Here is a 23761-nt window from a genome sequence, read left to right on the forward strand (position 1 = left end):
TTGAATGTTAGTCGAGGGCCCCCTCCTCGTCAAGGACGTCTCTTCGATAGCGGATCTTCCCGCCCACCATCGTCAGCCGTACTCGGATCTCGGGAATCCGCTCCTCGGGTACCGTGAGCAGGTCGTCGGAGAGAACGACGAGATCGGCCAGCTTGCCGACGGCCAGCGAGCCGACCCGGTCCTCCATCCGCGCTGCATACGCCGCATCCAGCGTCGCCGCCCGCAAGGCCTCGAGCCGCGTCATCGCCTGCTCGGGGTAGAACGGATCCCCGCCTGCCGGGCGTCGCGTCACCGCGCTGTAGAAGTTGGCCAACGGATCGACATCCTCGATCGGCGCGTCGGTCCCATTGATCACCACGGCACCGCTGTCACGAAGCGATCTCCAGACGTACGCCCCTTCCCGCGATCGCTGGTCTCCCAGGCGAGTCGGGACCCAGGACGCGTCGGAGGTGCAGTGAACTCCCTGCATCGCCGCGATGACCCCGAGCTCCGCGAATCGCGGGATGTCGTCGGGGTGTAGATGCTGGACATGCTCGATCCGCCAGCGCAGGTCGTTGACGTCGGGATACTCGGCGAAGATCCGTTCGAAGAGATCGAGCGTCTCCCGATTGCCCCGATCTCCGATGGCGTGCACACAGAACTGAAATCCGTGCTCGAGGGCGATCCGGGCCGTCTGTTCGATGGACTCGATGGAGTGGGTGTTGAGGCCCGAGGTCTCGGGGAGGTCGTTGTAGGGTTCCAGGAGCCAGGCACCGTGACTGCCCAGGGCCCCGTCCATGTAACGTTTGATGCCACCCACGGTCAGGTAGCCGTCGCCGACGCCGTCCCAACGGTAGTCGCCGGCGCGCTCCGCCAACTCCTGATTCGATCCCTCGAGCATCACCCACAGACGGACCGGAAGTTCCCCGGAGTCCGCCATCTCGCGCAAGACATCCACCGTGAGGAAGTCCGATCCCGCATCGTGAAAGCCGGTGATCCCGTTTCTCAGACACTCCTCGGCGGCCAGCTCCACCTCTCGCCGACGGAGACGACGGCTCGTCTCGGGGTCGGCTCCCTCCTCGGCGGCGGCCTGAACAGTCAGCGCCAGTCCGTAGGCAGTTTCACGGAGGACGCCCGTGGGGCGACCATCGGGGTGACGGAGGATCTTGCCACCGACGGGATCGGGCGTGTCGGCGGTGATCCCCGCCAGCTCCAGGGCCACGGCATTGATCAGCCCCGCGTGGCTGCCGGCGGAATGTTTCAGCAGGACGGGGTGGTCCGGCACCCGGCGACTCAAGGAGTCATGGACCGGGTAGCCCTCGACGGTCACGGCCGGGCGTTGGTCCCACTCGTCCTGGTGCCAGCCCCAGCCGAGGACCCACTGACCTGGATTCGTACGAGACGCGGCGTCCGCCACCAGATCGATCACCTCGTCCCAGCTCCGGGCGGCGCGTAGGTCGACGTTCTGGAGCGCCCTGCCGATCCCGGTAAAATGCCCGTGCCCTTCGATGAAGCCCGGGACGACCCGTTGTCCCTCTAGATCGACGATCTCGGTGTTGGACCCGGCCAGCGCGGTCACCTCCGCCGTCGATCCCACCGCGACGATCCGGTCACCGGAGATCGCGAGGGCCTCGGCTTCGGGGATTTCGACGTCCATGGTGAGGATCTTGCCGCCATGCAGGATCCGATCGGGCCCGGCAGGGGGGGGCGCACAGGCCGTCCCCAGGACCAGAACTGAAAGAACGACCCGATTCCAGATCATTTCGTGACGCATTCGGGGCTCCCGATAGGGCAGAATATCGACTCGCCGATGGCCAATTTAACAGGCATTTCGATTCTAAAGACCTCTCTTGCCAGCGAAAGTTGGCATCGCTATGATGCCCCCGCCAAATCATGAGCAATCAAAAATCCCCGTTAATCTTTCCGCCCTGGCTGGACGCCATCCGTCCGGTCGTGGGAGCCGTCGCCTTCGGCGTCGTACCGGTCTACCTGGTGCTGCTGGTCTGGTTCGGTGCGTCTCCCAAGACGACGGACGTGGGCTACCAGCCGGAGCAGCCGGTGCCGTACTCCCATGCGGTCCACGCCGGGGAGTTGGGTATCGACTGTCGGTACTGTCATTCCACCGTCGAAGAGTCGGCCCACGCCTCGATCCCGCCGACCTCGACGTGCATGAACTGCCACAGCGCGATCCACACGGAGAGTGAGAAACTCGAACCGGTCCGGGCCAGCTACGAGAGTGGGCTCCCGGTTCACTGGATCCGGGTCCACGACCTACCGGACTACGCGTACTTCAACCACAGTGCCCACGTGCGTCGTGGTGTCGGGTGTGTATCGTGTCACGGGCGCATCGACACCATGGAGGTCGTCCAGCAGGACCAACCTCTCAGCATGGGCTGGTGTCTCGACTGCCATCGCAACCCCGCCCCTAATCTCCGTCCCCTCGACAAGATTACCGACATGACCTGGAAGGCCGGTTCCGAAGAGGAACAGCGACAGCTCCAGGAGAGTCTCGGCGTCGAGGCCAGCGAGGACTGCAGCACATGTCATCGATGAAGCACGACGACACGTCCGTACCCGAGTACTGGCGTAGCCTGGACGAGCTTGCCGACTCCGACGACTTTCGGACCTTCGTCGAGAACGAGTTCCCGGCCTCGGCGGATCAGATGTTGACGCCGGCCTCCCGTCGTAACTTCCTTAAGTTGATGGGCGCGTCGATGGCGTTGGCCGGGATGACCGCCTGTCGTTGGCCCAGCGAAGAGATCCTTCCGTTCTCCGAGCGTCCCGAGGGGTTCGTCCCCGGAACCCCCCGACATTTCGCGACGGCCATGCAGATCTCCGGGGTCGCCAGCGGTGTCGTGGTCAGCAGCTACGACGGGCGACCGGTCAAGATCGAGGGCAACGAGCTTCATCCCGACAGCCTTGGTAGTACGGGACTTCTGGCCCAGGCCAGCCTCCTGGAACTCTACGACCCCGATCGCAGCGACCACGTCTGCCGGAAGGGCACCGACGGCGTCGAGACCTCCGAGTGGGCCGCGTTCGATGCCTTCGCCGACGAGCACTTCGCGGCTCAGGCCGCAAACGGCGGTCGCGAGTTGCGTGTCCTGGCCGGCGCCGACGGCTCGCCGACACTGCAGCGGATGCGTCGGCACTTCGCCGAGAGATTCCCTGCGGCGGCATGGGTCGAGTACGAGGCGATCTCACGCGACAACATTCGTCAAGGCGGCCGACTGGCGTTCGGCCGCGATCTTCGTCCCCACTGGGCGCTCGACCATGCAAGCGTCATCGTCTCGTTCGACGACGACTTCCTGGCCCAGCATCCCAACGCCGTCCGCTACGCCCGGGACTTCGTGGCCGGTCGCAAGACCGACGACGATCATCACGATGCGTTCAATCGTCTTTACGTCGTCGAGGGCTGTCACACGATGACGGGCAGCGTCGCCGACAGACGGATTCCCGTCGACACCCACTCGATCGCCGCCTATGTCGGTTGCGTAGCGGCGCATCTGTTCCTCGAAGCCGGACTCCAGCTTCCCGCAGGCGTCGGCTCGTTGCGTCAGACCCTCGAGGGTTTCCGCTCCCACGCTCTCTACGCTTCGATCGACGCCTCGCTGATCGTGGACCTGATGGCCCACCGGGGAGCGTCGCTGCTGGCAGTTGGCCCCGGACAGCCGGCCGAGATCCACGCCCTGGTCGGCGTCCTGAACATGGCCCTGGGCAACATCGGCAAGACGTTGACCTTTACCGCAGAGAGCGATGCGAACCGTCCTCATCACGTCGATGCGATCGCGGGTCTCGTCGAAGAGATGCAATCCGGTCAGGTCGATACGCTGGTCATCCTTGAGGGGAACCCGCTCTACGACGCCCCTGCCGATCTGAATTTCGCCTCCGCGCTCGAGAAGGTCGGCACCGTGATCCGGGCTGGCCGATACGTCGATGAGACGTCTGCGGTGGCCGACTGGCATCTGCCGCTGGCCCACTACCTGGAGACATGGGGCGACGCCCGCGGCTATCGGGGGACCTACAGCGTCACCCAGCCACTGATCGATCCGCTCCGCAACGGTCGTTCCGCCATCGAGATCCTGGCCACACTGGTGGGAGAAGCCACCGGCGGCTACGACGCCGTAAAGAGCACCTTCGCCCAGCAAATCGGTGACGAAGCGTGGCGTGGCGCGTTGCACGACGGGCTCGTTCGTGACTCCGAGTTGGCGACGACGCAGCCGGGACAGCTCGCCGACGGTTGGGTCTCTTCGTTAAGTTCGTTTGCGACGGCCGCCGAGGCCGGTTATCGCGTCGTCTTCCTCACCGATGCGCGGGTTCGCGACGGCCGCTTCGCCAACAACGGTTGGCTCCAGGAAGTTCCCGACAGCGTCACGAAGCTCACCTGGGATAACGCGGCGCTTGTCGGAGTCGCCACCGCCAAGGCGATCGGTGTGAAGCACGGGCAGATGCTGCGTGTCGAACACGGCGGCCACAGTCTGGAGCTTCCGGTCTACATCCTTCCCGGCCAGGCGCCGGAGACCATCGGCGTGGCGCTTGGCTATGGACGACGTCACGGAGGACAGATCGCTACCGACGCCGGCTTCGATGCCTACCCGCTGAGAACCCGCGAGGCGATGGCCTGGGCTGCGGTTCAGGTTCAGCCGATGGCCGGGTCCTTCAAGTTGGCGACCACCCAGAACCACTGGGCGATCGACCCCATCGGGACCGACACCACCGAGGAGCGAGTTCCGATCCTGGTCCACGAGATCGACATCAAGGACCTCCACGGGGGGCACGACGATCACGGCGAAGGCGGCGGGGGGCACGGATCCCACGAGGTCAACCTCTGGCAACCCCACGAATACGAGGGTTACAAGTGGGGCATGACCATCGACCTGAACGACTGTACGGGTTGCAACGTCTGTATCGTCGCCTGTCAGTCGGAGAACAACATTCCGGTCGTAGGTCGCGACGAAGTGATCCGCGGTCGCGAGATGCATTGGATTCGCGTCGATCGCTATTTTCAGGGCGACGCAGACGCGCCGTCGATCTCGTTCCAGCCTGTCACCTGCCATCACTGCGAGAACGCCCCGTGTGAGCAGGTCTGTCCGGTAGCGGCCACGGTACACGACGCCGAGGGGCTGAACGTGATGGTCTATAACCGTTGCATCGGCACTCGTTACTGCGCCAACAACTGCCCGTACAAGGTGCGTCGCTTCAACTACTTCAACAACCATCTCGATCAGTCGCCGATGGAGACGATGATCTACAACCCGCAGGTCTCCAAACGATCGCGGGGTGTGATGGAGAAGTGCACCTTCTGCACCCAGCGGATCGCTGCCGCCAAGATCACCGCCGGCAACGAGGATCGTAAGATCCGCGACGGCGAGGTCGTGCCGGCCTGTGCCCAGGCCTGCCCGACCCGTGCCATCACGTTCGGCGATCTGAACGACGAGGGTAGTCGGGTGCTTGCGAAACAGAAAGATCCGCGGGCCTACGCCATGCTCGAAGAACTAAACGTTCGTCCTCGACTGCGTTACCTGTCCCGTGTGAGGAACCCCGGACATTCCGAAGCCGGCCACGGGGCCGGTGAGGCATAGAAGGAAATCATGGCATCCATCACCGCCGGGCAGCGAGACCCGCTAGACAACACCCACGATGTTCCGGGGGAACGTGCGCCCCTGATCATCGGCCACGACTACGCGTCGGTCACCGACGCCGTCTGTGGCCTGGCGGAACGGACCACCGCATCCAAGGCTTGGTGGCTGGCGTTCGGGTTCTCCGCATCCCTGACCGGAATGCTGTTTGCGATGGTCGGCTACCTGATCTGGACCGGTATCGGTGTGTGGGGTGTCAACGCACCCGTCGGTTGGGGCTTCGCGATCATCAACTTCGTCTTCTGGGTCGGTATCGGCCACGCGGGCACGCTGATCTCCGCCATCCTCTTCCTTCTAAGGCAGAACTGGCGAACCAGTATCAACCGCTTCGCCGAGGCGATGACGATCTTCGCGGTTATCTGCGCCGGGCTGTTCCCCGGGATCCATGTCGGTCGCGTCTGGCTGGCCTACTGGATGTTCCCGATCCCGAATCAGATGAGCATGTGGCCCAACTTCCGCAGCCCGCTGCTGTGGGATGTCTTCGCGGTCAGTACCTACTTCACGGTCTCGGCGTTGTTCTGGTATGTCGGCATGATCCCCGACCTTGCGACTCTGCGAGATCGGGCGACCGGTAAGGTGCGTCAGGTCATCTACGGCGCGCTGGCCCAGGGCTGGCGTGGCTCCAATCGACACTGGCAGAACTACGAGCGGGTCTATTTGATCCTTGCCGCCCTGGCGACGCCGCTGGTGTTGTCGGTCCACTCGGTCGTTAGTTTCGACTTTGCCGCCTCGATCATTCCCGGTTGGCATACGACGATCTTCCCGCCGTACTTCGTGGCCGGCGCGGTCTTCTGTGGCTTCGCGATGGTGGTGTTATTGGCGGTTCCGGTGCGGGCGATGTTCGGCCTCAAGAGCGTCATCACCATGCGTCACCTGGACAACATGAACAAGATCATCCTGGCCACCAGCCTGATGGTCGGTTACGCGTATTCGGTCGAGTTCTTCGTCGCCTGGTACAGCGCCAACCCTTACGAATACTTCGCGTTCATGAACCGAGCGATGGGCAACTACGCATGGGGCTATTGGATCATGGTCAGCTGCAACGTGCTGGCGCCTCAGGTCTTCTGGTTCAAGCGGATGCGAACCTCGCCGATCGGGATGGTGATTGTCGCGATCCTGGTGAACATCGGCATGTGGTTCGAGCGATTCGTCATCGTCGTTATCTCGCTCAGCCGCGACTTCTTGCCGTCCAGCTGGGGCAAGTACATTCCGACCTGGGTCGACATCCTGACGCTGATCGGAAGTTTCGGCCTGTTCTTCACGCTGTTCCTGCTCTTCATCCGCTTCGTTCCGATCGTCGCGGTCTCGGAGGTCAAGGGCGTGATGCAGCAGCCGCGTAAGGGTCGGGAGGCGGAAGCATGAGTCATTTCGGACTTCTCGCCGAGTACGAGACACCGCAAGAACTGATGCAGGCGGCCAAGAAGGTTCGCGATGCCGGTTTCAAGAAGTGGGACTGCCACACGCCGTTCCCGGTGCACGGACTTGATGGAGCCATGGGTCTCGGTAGCCCCAAGCTGCCGTGGGTCGTGATGGGCGCCGGTGCCACCGGCACCGCGCTAGCCGTGCTGTTGCAGTGGTGGACCAATGCCGTCGACTACCAGGTGGTCGTCAGCGGCAAGCCGCTCTGGAGCATCCCGGCCAATATTCCGATCGTCTTCGAGGTCACCGTGCTGTTGAGCGCGTTGACTGCGTTCGCCTGTCTGTTCGTCTTTAACAATCTGCCGAAGTTCTATCACCCGACGTTCCGCAGTCAGCGCTTCAAGCGCGCGACCACGGACAAGTTCTTCATCGTTGTCGAGGCTGCCGACCCTCAGTTCGATTCACAGAAGACCCAGGCGCTTCTTGAATCGACCGGTGCCGACCACATCGAGACTCTGGAGGATTGACGGGATGCCGCTGCTGCCACCGTTGCCGGATCTATCCCTCGTCCCACGCTGGTTGTGGGTGACGCTGTTGGTGTTGGCCTGTTTCGCGCCGATTCCGTTCGCCATGGTTGCCCGCATGAGAAGCGTTCCGGCGGAACAGCCGCGGATTCACATCGTGCCCAACATGGACAACCAGGGACGTTACAAGGCCCAGCAGGCCAATCCCGAATTCCTTGACGGTCGCGCGATGCGTGAGGCGCCGGAACATACGGTCGCCCGCGAAGCGTCCCGAACCGTCGGTGCCATCGACACCGGATTCACCGAGAGCGGTTACGTTACGGAGATCCCGTTCCCGGTCACGGAAGAGTTCGTTCGTCGTGGCCAGGATCGATTCGATATCTACTGCGCGCCGTGTCACGGTTATGCCGGTTACGGCGATGGGATGATCGCGCAGCGGGCCGACTTCCTCGCACAGGGAACCTGGGTTCAGCCGGCGTCGCTCCATGAGGATCCCGCGACGACACGTGAGATCGGTTTCTTCTTCAACACCATCACCAACGGCGTTCGCAACATGCCGGCGTACGGTTCGCAGATCTCGGTAGACGATCGCTGGGCCATCGTGTCGTACGTGAAGGCGCTCCAACTGAGCCAGGGCGGCGGACTGCAGGCCGGTCAGGAGGCTGCGCAGTGAGACATTCGTCACAACCGATCACGCTGGATCCGACCCAGATGAGGCTTGGGGCCGGGGCGCGTCGCTGGGCGGTGGTCTTCGCGATCATCGGAGTCGCCGGTCTGGCTGTCTCGTATTTCCTGGGTCCGATGGCCGGGGACGAGGCGCGCAAGACGTTTTTCCACAGCTATCTCGTCAACTTCATGTACTTCCTCAGCCTGGGGCTGGGGTCGCTGTTCTTCGTCCTCGTCTCGCATCTCGTGCGCGCCGGCTGGAATGCCACGGTCCGACGCATCGCCGAGGTGATCGCCTGGACGCTGATCCCGATGGTCGTGCCGGCCCTGGTGTTGCTGTGGGGGATGAACGACCTCTACGAGTGGAGCATCCCGGCGGTCGTCGAGCACGACGCGATCCTCCAACACAAGGCCAGCTTCCTCAATCCGACCTTCTTCACAATCCGGTTTGCGATCTACTTCATCGTCTGGGGTGGATTGTCGTGGTGGTATCTCGGTCGCTCGGTTCGCCAGGATAGCGTCGGCGGCGTCGCCATCAGTAGTGGACTCGAGCGGATGGCGCCTCTGGCGATGATCGCCTACGCGTTGACCGTGACGCTGGCAGCGTTCGACTGGATGATGTCTCTCAGCGCCCACTGGTTCAGTACGATCTACGGTGTCTACTACTTCGCCGGAAGCGCTCTGGCGGCGTTTTCGCTCTGTGCGATTCTGACTCACCGGCTGAAACAGAGCGGCAAGCTCGGACCCGCCGTCAACCCGGTGCACTTCCACGACCTGGGCAAGCTGATGTTCGCGTTCGTCGTCTTCTGGTCGTACATCGCGTTCTCGCAGTACATGCTGATCTGGTACGCCAACATGCCGGAGGAGACGGTCTTCTTCGAGTTGCGGCAGAACACGACCTGGGTCTTCCTCAGCGTTATGCTTCTCGTCGGCCACTTCGCGTTGCCGTTCTTGGGCCTGATCTCGCGTATCCCTAAACTGCGTCCTGCGCTGCTTAGTCTTCTCGGGGTCTGGGTCCTGGTGATCCACTGGTTCGATCTGTTCTACCTGGTGATCCCGGCCAGCCGACCGGACGGTCCGGCGTTCAATCTGATGGACGTGACCTGCTTCGTCGGTCTCGGCGGGATCTTCCTGGCATTGTTCATCTGGCGACTGGCGGGTGTCTCCCTGGTTGCGGTCAAGGATCCTCGCTTGCACGAGTCCATGGAGTTGGGTCATGCATGATTCTTCTCATCACGACGAGCCGCTCACCATGGTCGAGCCGGGGAAGAACGACCCCACGGCGTCGATCACCTGGATCGTGACGGCAATTTCGGTGGGTCTGCTGATCACCATCGTCTTGCTGTCGGATGCCTTCTTCCATTCCACGGTCGTCGGCGAGTCCAATCGCAAGAAGTTTGACTACGTCAATCCAGAGCTTCGCAAGATTCAGACCGAGCAGAAGCAGCTGTTGATGGAGACCCGCGTGCTGGACGAAGCGACCGGCCGGGTATCGATGCCCATCGACGCGGCGATCGAGAAACTCGTGGCGGAACAGAAATGAGATTCCTCCTCGCCATCGCGATCCTGTGTAGCGTCCTGTCGCCGGTCATGGCCCAGGTCGCAGGGGAGATCCCTCCCCATCTGCGCAGCGTCGATGTCGACGAGAAGCTGGATCAGCTTGTTCCCCTGAACGCGCAGTTCGTCGATGAGCGCGGACGGCCGGTTCAACTGGGGGACTACTTCGAGGACGAGCGGCCGGTGGTACTGGTCATGGCCTACTACCGCTGTCCCATGCTCTGCTCTCTGGTCCTTGATGGACTTGTCGACGTGCTGGGTGATCTGGAGGGGCAGCCCGGGAAGGACTATCAGATCCTCACCGTCAGTATCGACCCCACCGAGTCGCCCACCCTGGCCCAATCCAAGCGGCAGACGTATCTCCGCGCGCTGGGGCGTCCGGGGGCCGACGAGGGTTGGCACTTCCTGACCGGCCGCAAGGAGCAGATCGACGCGGTGGCCGATGCCATCGGCTTTCGCTATCGCTACGTCGAGGATCGCGGGGAATACGCCCATCCGGCGTTGCTGACGGTGCTGACCCCCGAGGGCAAGATCTCGCGTTACCTCTACGGGGTCAAATGGGAACCGGACACCGTGCGGTTGTCGCTGGTGGAGGCGTCTAACGGGGCCATCGGCACGACGGTCGAGCGAATCCTGCTCTCCTGCTACGGTTACGATGCCACCGAGGGTCGCTACGGCCCGGTTGCCATGAAGATCATGCGTACCGGCGGCGTGCTGACCGTGATCGTTTTTGGACTCGTGCTTATTTCCTTCTGGCTCCGTGAGCGAAGCGGCGCCAAGAGAACGCCCCCCGTGCCGATCACGCTGGGCGAGAGGAACGTCTGATGGTTGCCTCAAGCTTCTGGCTGCCGGAACAGATGTCGACCATCGCGGAACGGGTCGACGCCGACTGGGACCTGGTCTTCTGGATCAGTACCTTCTTCTTCTTCCTGGTCGTCGGCCTGATGTTCTATTTCGTCTTCCGCTACCGGTCGAAGCCGGGCGGGAAGGCGTCCTCCAACGTCACCCATCACACCGCACTCGAGGTGTTCTGGACCGTGATCCCGTGCCTCCTGGTCGTGGTCCTGTTCTGGCAGAGCTACAAGACCTACCTACATATGACCGTGCCGCCGGATGGCGCGTACGAGATCCAGGTCACCGGTCAGAAATGGAACTGGTTGTTTACCTATCCCAACGGTTGGGTCGATGGCGATCTGCATGTCTGGGTCGGCGAGCCGGTCACCTTGATCCTGTCGTCCGAGGATGTGATCCACGCACTTTACGTCCCGGAGTCCCGGCTCAAGCTGGATGTGGTGCCGGGTCGCTATCGAAAGATGTGGTTCGAGCCGACCAAAGCGGGTGAATTCGACATCTATTGTGCCGAGTACTGCGGTACCGAGCACTCGTCGATGATGTCCAAGCTAGTGGTCCACGAGTCGCGAGACGCCTTCGACGTGTGGATGGCCGACGCCTCAAACCTTCACGATAAATTCCCACCGGCAGAAGTCGGTGCGTTGCTCTACAACAAGTTCGGGTGCAAGCAGTGTCACTCGATCGACGGCACCGCCGGTATTGCACCGACGTTTACCGGGTTGTACGGAAGTCGGGAAACACTCACCACCGGGGAATCCATCCTGGTCGACGAGAATTACGTCCGGGAGTCGATCCTCGAACCCAAGGCCAAGGTGACGGCAGGCTTCGATCCTGTCATGCCGACGTTTCAGGGACGATTCAATGACGATGACATCAACGCCATCATCGCGTACCTGAAGACGCTAGAGCAGGAGTGAGGTTGCTATGAGTACCTCAGAAAAAACACTGGGTTCTCCCGGCACCGAGGTGTCCGGACTGCACCAGGATAACTACTTCAACCACTCCAGCGGCATCATGTCGTGGCTCTTCACCCTCGACCACAAGCGGATCGGGGTGATGTACCTGGCCTCGATCCTCTCGGCATTCTTCCTGGGGGGCATGCTGGCCCTTCTGGTTCGTACCGAGCTACTGACCCCCGGCAAGACCATCGTCGATCCGGACTTCTACAACCAGCTGTTTACGCTTCACGGCGCGGTGATGATCTTCCTGTTCATCATCCCCGGTATCCCCGCCGCCCTGGGCAATCTGGTCCTCCCGTTGATGCTGGGTGCCAAGGATGTGGCGTTCCCGCGACTGAACCTTGCCAGCTGGTGGATGTGGATTACCGGCGCTCTGTTCTCGATGACCTCGATGATTCTCGGCGCCGTCGATACGGGCTGGACGTTCTACACGCCATACAGCACCACGACGAGCACGGCGGTCATCTCGATGTTGACCGGTGTGTTTATCCTCGGCTTCAGTTCGATCTTCACCGGACTGAACTTCATCGTCACGATTCACAAGCTACGACCGAAGGTCATGACCTGGTTCAAGATGCCGCTCTTCCTGTGGGGTCTCTACGGAACGGCGGTCATGCAGGTCCTGGCTACACCGGTCCTCGGCATCACCGGGCTCCTGCTAATCGCGGAGCGCGCGATGGGTGTGGGGATCTTCGATCCCGCCCTGGGTGGGGACCCGGTGCTGTTCCAGCACTTCTTCTGGTTCTACTCCCATCCGGCGGTCTACATCATGATCCTGCCGGCGATGGGCGTGATCAGCGAGCTGATCTCGGTCTTCAGCCGCCGGCATATCTTCGGTTACAGGTTCATCGCCTTCAGTAGCATCGCCATCGCGATCCTCAGCTTCCTGGTCTGGGGCCACCACATGTTCACGGGCATGTCGCCGCTGGCCAACATGGTCTTCAGCCTACTGACCTTCAGCGTCTCGATCCCGTCGGCGATCAAGATCTTCAACTGGCTTGCCACCATGTACAAGGGCGCCATCGTCCTGAAGACGCCGATGTACTACGCGTTGGCGTTCCTGTTTCTGTTTACGATCGGTGGGCTGACCGGGTTGTTCCTGGGGATGCTGTCGGTGGATATCCATCTTCACGACACCTACTTCGTAGTGGCCCACTTCCATTACGTCATGTTCGGTGGCACGGTCATCGCGTTCATGGGTGGCCTGCACTACTGGTGGCCCAAGATGTTCGGCCGCATGTACAACGAGGCCTCGGCCAAGTTGGCGTTCTGGCTGATCGTCATCGGTTTCAACATCACCTTCCTCAGCCAGTTCGTGATGGGGAGCCAGGGGATGCCACGCCGGTATTACGATTATCTCGACAAGTACACGATCTACCATCAGATCTCGACCGTCGGTTCGTACATCATGGCCGCCGGTTTCTTCGTCTCCCTGTTCTGCCTGTTGCACTCGCTCTATCGCGGGCGACCGGCGCCGGCCAACCCCTGGGGTGCCAACTCGCTGGAGTGGAAGACGCCGTCGCCGCCGCCCCACGACAATTTCAAAGAGATTCCCGAGGCCGACAATCCCTACGACTTCTCTCGCTGGGAGTACGACCCCGCGATTGACGCATACGTTCACGATTCGGCACGTAGCTAGGCGAGCTGGAGTAGCAGATGTCCGATACCCAACAGAGTGGCCACGGCGAGCACGACCACCCGTCGTTCTTGCAGCACCACTTCGAGACACCGGAGCAACAGGCCGACGCCACCAAGTTCGGCATGTGGCTGTTTCTCGCCACAGAGATCCTGTTGTTCGGCGGACTGTTCTGTGCCTATGCGATCTATCGGGCCAACCACCCCGAAGTGTTCATGTACGCCCATCAGTTCCTCGACAAGAACCTGGGTGCCATCAACACCGTGGTGTTGCTCGTCTCCAGCCTGACGATGGCCTGGGGTGTTCGCGCGGCCCAGTTGAACCAGCAGAAGCTCCTCAAGATCCTGCTGACCCTGACGCTCCTCGGTGGCTTTGGCTTCATGGGCATCAAGAGCGTCGAGTACAAGTCCAAGTTCGATCACGGGACGCTGTGGGGCAAGAAGTACCAGTCCCAGGCACACCACGGCGATGCGGCCACCGAGTCGCACGAAGCCGCCGAGAGCCACGACGCCGTCGCCGACGATCACGCCGCGGATCTGAGCGGAGATGTGAGCGGATTTGTCGCCGAGGTCTCGACGGTGGCCCGAGCCGCGGACGCGCCACGGGGGCTTGCCGAGAGTCACGGCGAGGATAGCCACGAGATACCGGAGCCCAGCAAGGCACCGATCTTCTTCGGCATCTATTTCCTGATGACCGGTCTGCACGGGCTTCACGTCCTGATCGGCATGGGCGCCATCTCGTGGCTGCTCTATCGCTCGGCGAAGGGTCACTTCTCCAGCGCGTACTACACGCCGGTCGATCTTGTCGGGCTCTACTGGCATCTCGTCGATCTGATCTGGATCTTCCTCTTCCCACTCCTCTACCTGATCCACTAGACGAAGACGGATTTGAATATGAGTCAATCGGAAGCCCACTCTCACGAAAACGTTGTCGGACACGTCGTCCCGCTGAAGTTGCTGTTCGGCATCCTCGGGACGTTGCTGTTTCTAACGTTCGTGACGGTCGCCATCACGTGGTTCGATCTGGGGCCCTTCAACTTGATCGCTGCAATGGCCATTGCAGTCGTCAAGGGTTCGCTGGTCTGTTTGTACTTCATGCACCTGCGTTGGGATCGACCCTTCAACTCGTTTGTCCTGATCATCTCGCTCGTTTTTCTGGCGGTCTTCATCTGCTTTGTGATGCTGGATTCGTTCGCCTACCAGCCCGATCTGATTCCGGACTACGCACCCGAACTCCAGCGGTGACCCGGGGTCCATCGATCCTGAGACCCGGGGGCGATCGTTCCGAAATCGTCCCGGGCGCCAGGATCCTCGGGATCGGCGTCTTCCTGGCATCGATCTCGATGCTGTTCCTTGCGGTGATCGTGGCCTACGTGGTGGTCCGTCATAAGGCTCCGAACTGGCCGCCGCTGGACGCACCCGCTCTTCCCAAGGTGTTGTGGCTGAGCACGCTGTCTCTGATCGGCGTCAGCGTCTTCCTGCATCGTGCGCTGGCCACGGTCCGGCGCGGCGTCGCCAAGGCCCTCATGCCGCAGGTCGGGTTTGCCGCGTTCTTTGCCACGATCTTCCTGCTCAGTCAGGGAGCCGCCTGGCTCTACTTCATGCAGAACGATACGACCTTCGAGCGGCATCTGTTCGCGTTTACGTTCTACATGTTGACGGGTCTCCACGGGCTCCACATCCTGGGCGGAATGATCGGCTTCGTGGTTCTCTTTGTGCGGGTCTGGCAGGGCGAGTTCAGCTGGGCCAATACGGGCAGCCTGCGTTATCACGCGATCTACTGGGACTATCTGCTGGTGGTCTGGGTGGTGCTCTACGGGATCCTGTTGCTGGATCGCTAGGTGCTAGGATGTGGCGACGGAGAGGCCCCATGAGCCAGGAACCCCTACAGATGACGCCTCTGACGACCCCCGTGCGTTGGCTGTACATCGGGTTGGGATTGGTCCTGGTGGGTGTCGGGGTGGTCGGGATCTTCCTCCCGCTCTTGCCGTCGACAGTCTTCTTCCTGGGGGCGTCGTGCTTCTTCGCCCGCAGCTCTCCGCGCTTACAGCGGAAACTACTTCAGCATCCACAAGTCGGACCGATGGTCCAGATGGCCCACGGTCGGGCGATGCCGCGGCGGGCCAAGGTGCTCACGCTGGCGGCGATGTGGAGCGCGATCCTCTTGAGCAGCTGGCTGTCGCCGGGTTGGATCCTTCCGCTGGTGGCGGTGGGGCTGGGGATGATCGGTAGCGCGGTGATTCTCTACTGGATTCGGACGGTGCCCGTCACCGCTGCACGCTCACTGCAACAACGATAATTCGTGGTGGTCGTTTTCTCGGTTTAACAGCACATTCCCCCCGTCGACGCCGATTCTGCTAACTCACAGGACGGAGGGGCCGTTGATGAGGATGAGAACGCTTCTGTTTGGGATCCTTGCCTGCGCGACGACTGTAACGTTCGGTGCCGAGTTCACCTCCGGCCGCATCGTCATCAAGCTGACGCCCGAAGCAGCCGCCCGCGCTCAGACGCTTCCGGAGCGTACCCTACCGACCGGACTCCCCGAACTCGACGCGCTGCGTAGCCGGCAGGAGATCACCGGCGGGTACCGCTTGATTCGCAAGCGGGGAGCGCCCATTGCCGCCCCGCAGTTGTTCCACAAGATCGGTCTCGACCGAATCTACGTCCTTGAACTCAAGGGTGTGGACGATGAACGGCTGCAGGAACGGGTCAACGAATTATCAAAACTGCCATGGGTCGAATACGCAGAACTCGACTACATCGGGCAGGTGACCGCCACGACCCCCAACGATGCACGGTTCTCCGATCAGTGGGCCCATAACAACACCGGCCAGTCCGGGGGGACCGTAGACGCCGACATGGACAGTGTCGAGGCCTGGGACCTCGGAACCGGCAACGCCTCGGGTGTGGTGGCCATCCTCGACACCGGCACGGACCTCGACCACCCGGATCTCGTCGCCAACCTCTTGGCCGGCTACGATTTCGTCAACGACGATCCGGACCCCGAAGACGATCACGGTCATGGCACGGGCACGGCGGGGATCGCCGCTGCTCGTGGAAACAACTCCATCAACGTCGCGGGTGTTTGCTGGAACTGCGCGATCATGCCGGTCAAGGTTTGTAATAGCTTCGGAAACTGCCCATCCGTCCACATCGCAGACGGGATGATCTACGCCGCCGACAACGGGGCCGACGCCATCAGTCTCTCTCTTGCGACTCGTTGGTCCCAGGCGCTGACCGACGCGACGAACTACGCGTTCGGTCTCGGCTCGCTGTGCTTCGCATCTTCGGGAAACTCCGGGGGCTACTTCGGCTGGGCGCCCGCAGCGATTTCGAGTTGCGTCTCGGTCGGTGGCTCGACCCACGAAGACGACTTCAGGTACAACTACGGAGATCACGCAGAGCTCGTCGCGCCGGAAGGTGTTCTCACGACATGGATCGGCGGTGGCGAGTTCGAGAGTTTTGGCGGGACCTCGGCCAGTTGTCCCCACGCGGCGGGATTGGCGGCGATGCTTCGAGCGACCGACCCGGATCTCCACGTTCGAGAACTCCGATACCTGCTTCGAATGGGCGCCGACGACCAGGTCGGAGATCCCGCCGAGGACACACCGGGTTGGGACCCCTTCATGGGCTATGGCCGGGCCAATTCTTTCGGATCGATGTCGATGATCGATGGCCCCTGGTTGGCCCTGGACCGACCGCATTACGTCTGTGGCGGAGACCTGACCGTCGCGCTCAAGGACGAGACAGCCGGAGCCACGGCGACGGTAACCCTCACCGGGAGCCTGGGAACCGATTCGGAGATGGTCCTCGTGACTCCGCTTACGTTGGACGGTTACTACGAGGGAACGATCCCGATCTCGTGGGCCGGTGTCGATGGTCCGGTGGTCCTGGGGGACGGCAAGCTTGACTTGGAGGATGGCGAGACCGTCATTGCGACACGCGGGTTGTTGACGGCCGATGCGTTCCTCGAGTGCTCCAAGCAGATCTGCCTCGCTGCCGTCTCGTCGCAGCCGATCGCGGGGGATTGTGACGGCGATCGGTCCGCCGACCCGGGCGAGACCTGGCAGATCGACGTGATCATCCGCAACCTGCAGACGGAGCGGTTCGGAGATGTCTCGATGGTGCTTGAGAGCACCGCACCCAGCGTGGTCGTTATCGACGACACCCATCTCTTTCCGAGCCTGGCGCCGGTGGATCGTTTTTCCCCTGCGTCGCAGCTAACCGGCATGATCGGTTCGTTCACGTTCCAGGTGTTGGACACGGCGGCCGCCGTCGGCACCACGCCCCTCCATTTCAACATCAGTGGCGAGGGTTGGGTCGCCGATGAAACCGGCTGCGCCGCGACGAATTTCCCGGCGGACCTCGAAATCCCGATGAATCGCGACGTCGGATCGCCGTTGATCACGTGGGACTTCGACGCCGGCAATAGCGCGGGCTGGACCCACTCGGTCGCAGCGAACACCAGTTTTCTCTCGCAATGCAATACGGCGGCCTGGGGCGACGATTGGGAAGATCTGCCGGTGACGGACAAAGCCCACTCGGGTAGCTACTCGATGCGTCTGGGCGATGGTCTCGTCTACGACGGCAATCAGGACGCCGGCCTGATGTCTTTGGCCTTTCCGCTTCCCGCCGGTGGCGCCGTACTCGGCTTCTGGATGTGGATGGATACGGAGTTCGCCGCACCGCCGGAGGCTCTGGACGGAATGATCGTCGAGGCCAAGCAGCGTCTCGATACAACCTGGAGCTACCTGCCGGATGCGACCTACAACGCCATCAATCTCTGGGATGATTGTGGGGTTTTCGGGGCGTTCCCCTTCGGAGGCACGGAACATGTCCGCATGTTCTCCGGAGAAGGAGGGCTAGAGCCGACCGTCGCCGGCGACACCTTCGACTACGAGCATTTCGTCGATCTCTCGGCGTTCGCGGGGATGCAGACCAACATCCGTTTCCGTCTGGGTGCCAACAATACCAACTTCGATTCGTCGCCGGGTGCGTGGGTCGATACGATCACGATCTATGACCCATATGCCGCCGACAGCTGGCCCGGAGTCAATCCGGACAATGCCAGTGGGTCCGACATCAGTTGTCCGACTTCGTTCGACCTTAGCTGGGATGCGGTTGCGGGCGCGGCCGACTACGCCGTCTACCGCTCCGAGGTCTCCTGCGAGGAGGCCCAGCAGTCCAGCACGCCGATCGCGACGCCGGCCGGAACGGCCTTCAGTGACACGACGATCGCCGCCGATGTTTCCTACTTCTACGCCATCGAGGCCCGTGAACCCGGAACGGGATGTGGGTCTGTTCGCTCCTGTGTCAGCGGGGGATGTGTCTGCCTGCTTGCCGGCGATGCGACGGGACTGGTCGTCGATCGGTCGGGCAACGACGTCATGCTCACCTGGCTGGACCCCGGGACTCCCGGTGTCAGCTGGAACGTCTATCGTGATCCCGCGCCGGATCCCGCGGGATGGGGAGGCCCCCATGCTTCGGGTCTCGCCGATGCCGATGGGGGGACCGCAGGGATCCAGTACGTGGATGTCGGCGGAGTCCTGGCGGGGAATCTCTCCCATTACCTGGTGACGGTGGTCAACGTCTGTGGGGAATCGCCCCTGCGGTGATCTGACGCCACCCCGTTACGTTTCCGCAGCTTTCGGTCTGTACCGCTTGAGGTGATCCAATTCGGGTCGCCCGCGGAGACCGTCATGAAGCTAAAACATTCCCTGGCCCGCATTGCTCTGCTTCTCCTGTTCAGCTTCTCGGTCTTCCCGGCTCTGGCGGACAAGGGGGCAGATCCCGTGCCCCCGCGGGTCACATTCGAGCCGAACGCGGGGCAGGTGAGCCCGGACGCCGCGTTCCTCGGTCGCGGGCCTGGCTTGCGTCTACTGTTCTCCGCAGACGGCGCAACGGTCCTTCCGGTCGACGCCGCGGCCGACCCGGGCGCGGCCCGCCTGACGTTCGTCGGCAGCAACCCCACCCCGACCCTCGAGCCCACAGGCACGCTGCCGGGGACGATCCACTATCTGACGGGCGATCAGCCCGACCGCTGGATCACTCATGTTCCAACCCATTCCGGACTGCGCTATCGACAGCTCTATCCCGGCATCGAGGCCGAGTATCTGGGGCACGGAGCCGGCTTCCTGCTTCGGTTCCATCTGGCACCGGGCAGCGACCCCGACGACATCGTTCTGCAGTGGAGTGCGGCGGAACAGGTTCGGATCGAGGGAGCCGGAGACCTGCTCGTGCGGGCGTCCGGCAAGGACGTCGGCCTCCAGAACCCACACATCTTCCAGCAGGTTGATGACGCGATCATCGACGTTTCCGGCCGCTTCTCCGCCACGACGGATGGCAGCCTCGGATTCGTTGTCGGCGACTATGACGCCGAACGACCGCTCGTGATCGAAACTACCTGGTTACCGCCGGTCCCGTCATCGATTGGATCGAGTCGCGGTAGCGTGCTTGCGACCGATAACAGCGGACACATTCTCGTGGCCGGACGCAGTGGCGTCGACGCGTTTGTGACCCGTCTCGATGCCGATGGAGCCACGATCCTGTCGACAACGTACTTCGGTGAGTCGGCAGGCGAGCTTCCTCTGGCCCTGGCGGCAGCCGACGACGGCGAGTTGATCGTCGCCGGTCAGGCCGGATCCGACGCCTTCATCGGGCGTCTTGCTGCAGACGGTTCCCACTGGATCTACTCGAGAGTGATTGGCGGCACCGGTAACGATGCCATCAACGGGGTCGCTTTGGACGCCGCATCCAACACATGGGTCGTCGGAACCACCGACAGCCCGGACTTCCCGGTTGACGAGACCGCATTCCAAACCGAACTGGCAGGAGGCTCCGATTTCTTCGTGGCCCGACTGAGTGCCGATGGTTCGGAAGAAGAACACCTCGGGTTCTTCGGTAGCGAATGGGACGACACGGCGGCGGCGATCGTCGTCGGGCCCAACGGGCGGTTGTACGTCGCCGGTGCCGAATCGTTTGCCGCCGATGACGTGGACGGTATCGTGACTCGCCTGCGCAGCGACGACGGCGCTCCGGAATTCGTCACACGGATCGGCGGAAGCGCCGACGATGCGGCGACCGCTCTGGCCATGACCGCAGACAGCGGTCTGCTGGTCAGTGGTTGGACCGACTCACTCGATCTCCCGGTCACCGACAACGCCACCCAGGAACGGTCCGGTGGACACCGCGACGGCTTCCTCGTACGCATCGGAGCGGATGACACTGTTCAGCACGTGACCTATCTGGGCGGGGCAGGGAATGACCAGGCCAACGGTGTTGCGATCGACCCTGACGGCGGCATCTGGGTCGCCGGTACCACCGACTCGGATCAACTTCCGGGTAGTCAAGGTCGCGCAAGACCCGGCGGCCTGGATGGCTTCCTGCTCCATCTCGATGCGACCGACATGGGGGTTGCCCGGGCGACGTTGATCGGCGAGTCGGGCGACGACCGTGTCGAACAGCTGGTCCTGGATCGCTTCGGAGACCCGGTGGTCTCTGGTAGCACCGCATACCGCGGCGCTTCGAGCCTCTACTCCCTGGAATCGACCCTCGACCGTGGGGATGTCTTCGTCACCCGCCCGCCGGACCGCGAACTGCTGGCCGCCGGCTGCCCGGGAACCGTCAACTTCGACAACGACAGCGGCAACCTGGCCTGGGGGACGGCAACCAACTGGGACGGCGATGTGCTGCCGACGACGACGGACGATGTCTGTATCGATGGCTATGCCGTCACCTACGGCAACCTGACGACCGAGGTGTTGAGCCTGACGATCGCCAATGCAGGCTCGCTCTCGATCAGCGCGGGAACGCTGACGTTGACGACGGCGTCCCATATCGACGGGACGGTGACCCACAGCGGCGGTACGATCACCGGTGCCGGTGACCTGACAGTTACCGGGCTCTACGCCTGGAGCGCGGGTACGATGTCCGGCAGCGGTGAGTTGAACCCCCAGGGTGGTCTAGCGCTGACCGGAGCCTCCGGGAAATACCTGAGTCGAACGCTGAACAACACGGCGACGACGACCGCGACATACACCAATAACTCGCTCTACTTATCGGCCGGTGGCACCTTTCACAACATGGTCGGGGCCACTTTCGACTCGGCCATCGACATCTACGTCAATTTCGGCGGCGGCACGCCGTCCTTCATCAACGACGGCACCTTCATCAAGTCCGGTGGTACGGGAACCACGTCAATGTCCTCCGCCATCGCGTTCGCCAACGACGGCGTCATCGATGTCCAGACGGGAACCCTGCAGCTCAATCGGGGAGCGACCCACACCGGGACGTTCGATTTTACCGGCGCAAGACTCCGCTTCTCCGGCGGAACCCACAACCTGCCGGCGTCGGAGACCCTGACGGGCACCGACGCCGTCATTGCTGCAGGAACGGTCAACTTCGCCGGTGGCTACGACATCACCGGCACGACGACGGTCAGCGCGACCGCCAACTTCACCGGAAGTATCACGGATATGGGCGTGATCTCCCTGACCTCCGGGACGTTGAATCTCAGCAACACCGAGGGTCTCGTCACCCAGACGACCTTCGATATGACCGGCGGCACCCTGACCGGCACCAGCGACTTCACCGTCACCGGTGCCATGACCTGGTCCTCCAGCACGGTGTCGGGCAGCGGCGAGTTGAACCCCCAGGGTGGTTTGGCCATAACCGGTGCCTCCGGAAAATACCTCAGCCGAACGCTGAACAACACGGCGACGACGACGGCGACACCGACCAACAATTCGTTCTATCTATCGACCGATGGCGCGTTCCACAACATGGTGGGCGGTACCTTCGATTCGCAGAACAATGCCTATTTCAATTTCGGCGGCGGGACGCCATCGTTCATCAACGAGGGCACGTTTATCAAATCGGCCGGTACGGGAACGACACAGTTCGCTTCCAATATCGTGTTCACCAACAACGGCATCGTCGATGTCCAGAGCGGGACGTTCCAACTCACCCGTGGCGCGACCCATACCGGTGTGTTCGATTGCACCGGCGCGACCTTGAGGTTCAACGGCGGAACTCAGAACCTCTCGGCGGCCCAGACGCTGACCGGGACCCACGTCATCATCGGATCCGGCACCGTCAATCTTCCGGGGGGCTATAACATCGTCGGCACGACGACCGTTACCGGTAGTGCGACCGCCAACTTCACCGGTAGCATCACGAGTATCGGAACGATCGATCTCAACACCGGAACGTTGAATCTCAGCAACACCGAGGGGTTGGTTACCCAGCCAATCTTCGACATGGCCGGCGGCACCCTGACCGGAACCAGCGATTTCACCGTCACCGGCGCCATGACCTGGTCCGCGGGCACCCTTTCGGGTAGCGGCGTGGTGAACGCCCAGGGCGGGCTGTCTATTTCCGGGGCGACTACCAAATGGCTCGCCCGAACGCTGAATAACACGGCGACGACGACCGCAAACCCGACCAACAACTCGTTCTATCTGGCCACCGGCGGCACGTTCCACAACATGGTGGGCGGCACCTTCGACTCGACCAGCGACATGTACTTCAACTGGGGCGGCGGTTCGGCCTTGTTCATCAATGACGGCAGCCTGATCAAGTCCGCCGGAGCGGGGACCACTTCGTCGCAAGCCAGCATCGTGTTTACGAACACCGGCTCCGTGGACGCCCTCTCCGGGACGCTCTATCTCAGGAACTTCACCCAGACCGCGGGTACGACAACGCTTAACGGGGGAGACTTCCAGTCGAATAGCTCTCTCCCGTTCGACGGCGGCCTGCTGACCGGTGTCGGGACCGTGACGATGCCGACCGTCGGCGAGGATGGGCTGGTGGCGCCGGGTCTCGCCGGAATCGGCGTGATGGCCGTCTCCGGTGCCTACACCCAGTCTGCAGCCGGGACGCTCCAGGTCGAACTGAGTGGTGTCGGCTGCACGGATTCCGACCGGCTCGACGCGACCGGGGCCGTCAACCTCGACGGCACCCTGGATGTGACGCTGATCAACGGCTGCATGCCGGTCCCGGGGCAGTCCTTCACTCTGATCACGGGTTCTTCCGTTGCGGGCACCTTCCCCAACTTCACACCGCCGGCGACCGATTGTCCCGTGGATTGGAATATCGTCATCAATCCCGGTTCCGTTGTGCTGGAAGTGGTAAGCGGTACATGCCTCGACGGTGACGGGGACACCTTCTCCGACTGCTGCGGAACCTGTACGCCTGACGTGGGTGATTCATGCACGGATTGCGACGATGCCGATCCGCTGACCTATCCTGGTGCCACCGAGTTGTGCGACGGCACCGACAACAACTGCGACACGACGGTGCCGAGTAACGAGATCGACGACGACGGCGACCTGTACGTCGAGTGCGTGGGGTGGAATGACACCCAGGGTGATGCACCGACCATCCTCGGCGGTGGCGATTGCGATGATACCGACATCCTCAGCTATCCGGGTGCCCTCGAGTTGTGTGACGGCAATGATAACGACTGTGATACTTCGATTCCGCTTGATGAGATCGACAACGACTCGGATCTCTACGTCGAGTGCTCGGGGTGGAACGACACCCAGGGTGACCAGGCCGCGATTCTTGGTGGTGCCGACTGCGACGACTCCGACTC

The 23761-nt window shown here is 62.4% G+C and carries 17 protein-coding genes; 16 read left to right on the plus strand and 1 reads right to left on the minus strand.

The annotated features are described in order from the left end of the window. Positions 1 to 7 precede the first annotated feature (7 nt). Positions 8 to 1753 carry an amidohydrolase gene (locus OES25_14090; protein ID MDH3628773.1) on the minus strand — a complete coding sequence of 582 codons (1746 nt, stop codon included), beginning with the start codon at positions 1751 to 1753 and terminating at the stop codon, positions 8 to 10. A gap of 119 nt (positions 1754 to 1872) precedes the next feature. On the opposite strand from OES25_14090, the gene OES25_14095 reads away from it, so the two are divergent. The 16 genes from OES25_14095 to OES25_14170 form a co-directional block, all read left to right on the plus strand. Further along, positions 1873 to 2532, plus strand: coding sequence for a cytochrome c family protein (locus OES25_14095; GenBank protein MDH3628774.1), 660 nt, complete (start codon positions 1873 to 1875; stop codon positions 2530 to 2532). After that, positions 2520 to 5558, plus strand: a complete 3039-nt coding sequence (locus OES25_14100; GenBank protein ID MDH3628775.1) for a TAT-variant-translocated molybdopterin oxidoreductase — start codon at positions 2520 to 2522, stop codon at positions 5556 to 5558. Before OES25_14095 ends, OES25_14100 begins: the two co-directional genes overlap by 13 nt. Before the next feature lie 9 nt (positions 5559 to 5567). Continuing rightward, the gene (gene nrfD / locus OES25_14105) at positions 5568 to 6977 is read left to right on the plus strand and encodes a polysulfide reductase NrfD (GenBank protein ID MDH3628776.1); all 1410 of its coding nucleotides are present in this window, start codon (positions 5568 to 5570) and stop codon (positions 6975 to 6977) included. After that, positions 6974 to 7501, plus strand: coding sequence for a DUF3341 domain-containing protein (locus OES25_14110; protein MDH3628777.1), 528 nt, complete (start codon positions 6974 to 6976; stop codon positions 7499 to 7501). The genes nrfD and OES25_14110 overlap by 4 nt, the downstream gene beginning before the upstream one ends. Continuing rightward, positions 7470 to 8171, plus strand: coding sequence for a cytochrome c (locus OES25_14115; GenBank protein MDH3628778.1), 702 nt, complete (start codon positions 7470 to 7472; stop codon positions 8169 to 8171). The genes OES25_14110 and OES25_14115 overlap by 32 nt, the downstream gene beginning before the upstream one ends. Further along, positions 8168 to 9388: a quinol:cytochrome C oxidoreductase gene (locus OES25_14120; protein MDH3628779.1), complete on the plus strand. Its 1221-nt coding sequence runs from the start codon at positions 8168 to 8170 to the stop codon at positions 9386 to 9388. Before OES25_14115 ends, OES25_14120 begins: the two co-directional genes overlap by 4 nt. After that, a complete protein-coding gene (locus OES25_14125) occupies positions 9381 to 9707 on the plus strand; it encodes a hypothetical protein (protein ID MDH3628780.1) in 327 nt (108 codons plus the stop codon). Before OES25_14120 ends, OES25_14125 begins: the two co-directional genes overlap by 8 nt. Continuing rightward, positions 9704 to 10546, plus strand: coding sequence for an SCO family protein (locus OES25_14130; GenBank protein ID MDH3628781.1), 843 nt, complete (start codon positions 9704 to 9706; stop codon positions 10544 to 10546). The genes OES25_14125 and OES25_14130 overlap by 4 nt, the downstream gene beginning before the upstream one ends. After that, entirely contained in the window at positions 10546 to 11490 is a 945-nt protein-coding gene (gene coxB, locus OES25_14135; GenBank protein MDH3628782.1) for a cytochrome c oxidase subunit II, read from the plus strand. Before OES25_14130 ends, coxB begins: the two co-directional genes overlap by 1 nt. A 7-nt stretch (positions 11491 to 11497) precedes the next feature. Beyond that, positions 11498 to 13171, plus strand: coding sequence for a cytochrome c oxidase subunit I (gene ctaD / locus OES25_14140; GenBank protein ID MDH3628783.1), 1674 nt, complete (start codon positions 11498 to 11500; stop codon positions 13169 to 13171). 17 nt (positions 13172 to 13188) lie between these two features. Beyond that, the gene (locus OES25_14145) at positions 13189 to 14043 is read left to right on the plus strand and encodes a cytochrome c oxidase subunit 3 family protein (GenBank protein ID MDH3628784.1); all 855 of its coding nucleotides are present in this window, start codon (positions 13189 to 13191) and stop codon (positions 14041 to 14043) included. Positions 14044 to 14061: 18 nt separating this feature from the next. Next, positions 14062 to 14412 (plus strand): cytochrome C oxidase subunit IV family protein, encoded by a 351-nt coding sequence (locus tag OES25_14150; GenBank protein MDH3628785.1) that lies wholly within the window; start codon positions 14062 to 14064, stop codon positions 14410 to 14412. Beyond that, a complete protein-coding gene (locus OES25_14155; GenBank protein ID MDH3628786.1) occupies positions 14409 to 15008 on the plus strand; it encodes a cytochrome c oxidase subunit 3 in 600 nt (199 codons plus the stop codon). The genes OES25_14150 and OES25_14155 overlap by 4 nt, the downstream gene beginning before the upstream one ends. Positions 15009 to 15037: 29 nt before the next feature. After that, entirely contained in the window at positions 15038 to 15466 is a 429-nt protein-coding gene (locus OES25_14160) for a YbaN family protein (protein MDH3628787.1), read from the plus strand. 85 nt (positions 15467 to 15551) lie between these two features. Next, positions 15552 to 18782, plus strand: a complete 3231-nt coding sequence (locus OES25_14165) for a S8 family serine peptidase (protein ID MDH3628788.1) — start codon at positions 15552 to 15554, stop codon at positions 18780 to 18782. A gap of 84 nt (positions 18783 to 18866) precedes the next feature. Continuing rightward, positions 18867 to 23761, plus strand: a 4895-nt coding sequence (locus OES25_14170) for a MopE-related protein (GenBank protein ID MDH3628789.1), incomplete at its 3' end; no start/stop codon positions are given.

It is taken from the genome of Acidobacteriota bacterium (genome assembly GCA_029861955.1).
Lineage (GTDB): Bacteria > Acidobacteriota > Polarisedimenticolia > Polarisedimenticolales > Polarisedimenticolaceae > JAOTYK01.